At 59.9% G+C, this 2,802-nt stretch carries 1 protein-coding gene and 1 pseudogene; both read right to left on the bottom strand.

Annotated elements, in window-relative coordinates; translation table 11 throughout:
• Window positions 1-2,377, bottom strand: a 2,377-nt coding sequence (locus EN879_RS31060; RefSeq protein WP_127274484.1) for an autotransporter, incomplete at its 3' end; no start/stop codon positions are given.
• 239 nt (window positions 2,378-2,616) lie between these two features.
• Window positions 2,617-2,802 (bottom strand): annotated as a pseudogene (locus tag EN879_RS39535) (hypothetical protein); the annotation flags it as partial.

Raw genomic sequence — 2,802 nt, 5'->3', positions numbered from 1 at the left:
CGGTATGGGCGAACTGGCCGGAGGCAAATACCCCGAAGCTTTCCGAAACCGGCACCATTCCAGATCCGGATGCGGGCGAAAGGTTGAGGTCAGCGTCGAGCGCGTCGCGGTTTATGCCGTAAAGAGCCTCGATTGCCACCGTGACCGCGCCGGCGTTGGTGGCACTGGTCGGCGCCGCCGCAATGCCAAAATTGACTGGCGTGGCACGCAGGAACACGCTGCCATTCGGGCCTGTGACGATCGCATAGGTGAAAAGCGAACCCGGTGTGCCGGGCACGCCTGCGACGCTGAACGTCCCGGTGACCGGGCCGTTGGCCGAAACAATGAGCGGTATGTCGGTCGGCTCGGCAAATTGCGGCGTGCCGAGCAGGTTGACGATGATGGTATTGGCGCCGGTTGCCGAAAACGCATCGGCAATGAGCTGATCCGACTGAGATGTCTGCTGGTTGATGTCGAGGCCGATGCTGGCACCGTTGAGGGTGAGGCCGCCTAGCGTCAACACATCGCCAGCGACACCATTCGTCATGTCGATCAGCGAATTCGTCGCGATGATCGAACCCGGCATGGTGACGTTGCCGTTGATGAACAGCGTCGAGCCACTGCCCAGGTTGAGGTGGTTGATGCCTTGTATGCCGCCGTTGAAGCGCAGCGTGGAATTGTCGGAGGAAAAATTGTCGAAGCCGGTAAAGTTCTGGCTCTTGCCGCCGGCAGCGAGATTGGTGCCGGTGATGGTGCCGTTGGCGCCCGTGCCGCTGAACAGAACGCCATCGCTCAAACTGAGTGGGTCAACCGCACCGATGCCGTCGATCACGAGCGTGTCGGGTCCAAGACCGGTAATGTTACCGCCGATCGTGCCGCCCGAAAGATGGACATGCTCGGCGTCTATGCCGCCCGTGATGGTACCGCCGGTGACCGAGACATTGTCGAAGCCGGCGCCGCCGGAAACGCTGGATCCGATGGCGCCGCCGCTGATGACAATCAGATCGTCACCGACATCGCCGGTGACCTCTCCTGCAAGCACGCCGCCGGAGACCAATATCTGATCGTTGCCGTCGTTGCCTTCCAGAAAACTGTTTATGGTGCCGCCGCGCAGCGTAATAACATCATTGCCGGCACCACCGCTTACCGCACCCGCAAGAGTGCCGCCGGTCATGTCGAAGGTGTCGTCACCATCCTCCAGCCCGACAGAATCCGTGCCCTCCCCACCCTCACCTGGGTCGATGCCGACACTGGCGTTGCCCGAGATCGATACGCTGTCGTCCTGGCTGCCGGCATAGATCGAGCCGTCGACCGTGCCGCCGCTGACGGTATAGGTGTTGCCGCCGCCTTCGCCGAACACCGAGCCGGTCACATGGCCCGCGGTCATGTTGAAAATGTCGGCGCCGCCCGCAAGATCAACGATGCCCGGCGATATGGTTGTGCCGACGGTTCCACCGTCGATGTTGACGGTGTCGTTGCCATCGTTGCCGAAAATGCTGCCGCCTATGGTGGCGTTGCCACTGACCGTTATTGTGTCGTTGCCGGCCTCTCCATCGATATCCAATTCGATTGCGGTATTGCCGCCGATGCTGACCTGGTCGTCGCCGGCCCCGGCATCCACGGCCTCGACGTTGCCTCCCCCTATGGTAATGGTATCACCGCCCTCACCCCCAGAGATGATACCGACGATTGGCTCGCTGAAAAAAACGCCTTCCTCGACCTCGAGGATACCGACCGATATCAGGTCGTCACCGATGCCACCGGTCACATTGCCGACCTGTGTGCCGCTGCCGGATATCACGACACTGTCGACACCATCTCCAAGATCGATGTCGTGGATGCTGCCGGCCTGGATGATAACGGTGTCATCGCCCGCCCCGGCGTCCAGATTGGCGTCGACATTTGGGGCGAACGGATCGCCCGACAAATCCCCATAGGACATCTCGAACCGGTCGTTGCCGCCAAAGAGTTCGAGGGTCCCCTCTGCCGACTGCAAGGATGTCGTTGCCGATGACGTTACCGGCGGCAGGCCACTTATGACGGGGGTAGGCGTGCTGTTGTCCAGGATACCGCCAAAGATGCTAACAATGTCATCGCCGTTTCCGTCATAATCGTTGACGATGACTGTCGACGAGTCGTTGGCTTGCCCCTTGTATCCCGCGAACCCCGTCGTGAATACGCCGCCGACATCCTGGACGTTTCCAGTTGTGCTGCACTCGACCGTGACCGATGTCGTTTCGAACGTCGTTTCGGCCGAGATGCCTGAGCCGACTGTTGTACCAGCACCGCTTGCGATAGCCGAGCACGCTTCCGCGCCAGATATCTGCAACGTGGATGCCGCCGCTAACGCAAGCAACGAAACACCCGCCAATTGATAGGCCTCGCGCGGCACTCTCATTCGATCCCACCTTACGAGAATCGATACCGTCACAGTTAAGGCAATTACAATAAATCACCGGCCCTTCAATGGGGCTCGTTGACTTGATTGACAGGCAGTGTACGCAGCGCGCTGCTCGTCGGCAATGGTTAGGCGTTCGCTCTCAGGCCACTATAAGGTCATGTGTGGCGACAAGGTCACTATCGAACTCAGATTGAACCGCTCACATGCAGTACAACGCCGTACAAGGACGCGAACATCTAGAGGTCAGAATAGGCTGCCGAAACGGTCAGGCTTCCCGCGTGGGCAACCTTGCGGTCGTAACTTGCCCATATTTCCCCGCCGCACTGCTGGGCCCAGCGATGACAAAAAGAAAAATCGGTAGGCAAGTCCACGTCCGGCGTCACGATCTTCGAAAATGGCGTCAGAAAGCTCTCGAACTGTGC

Source organism: Mesorhizobium sp. M7A.F.Ca.AU.002.02.1.1, from assembly GCF_003998535.1.
GTDB lineage: Bacteria > Pseudomonadota > Alphaproteobacteria > Rhizobiales > Rhizobiaceae > Mesorhizobium > Mesorhizobium ciceri.
Note: the sequence above shows the minus strand (reverse complement) of the source record. Positions and strands in the feature narration are given on the sequence as shown.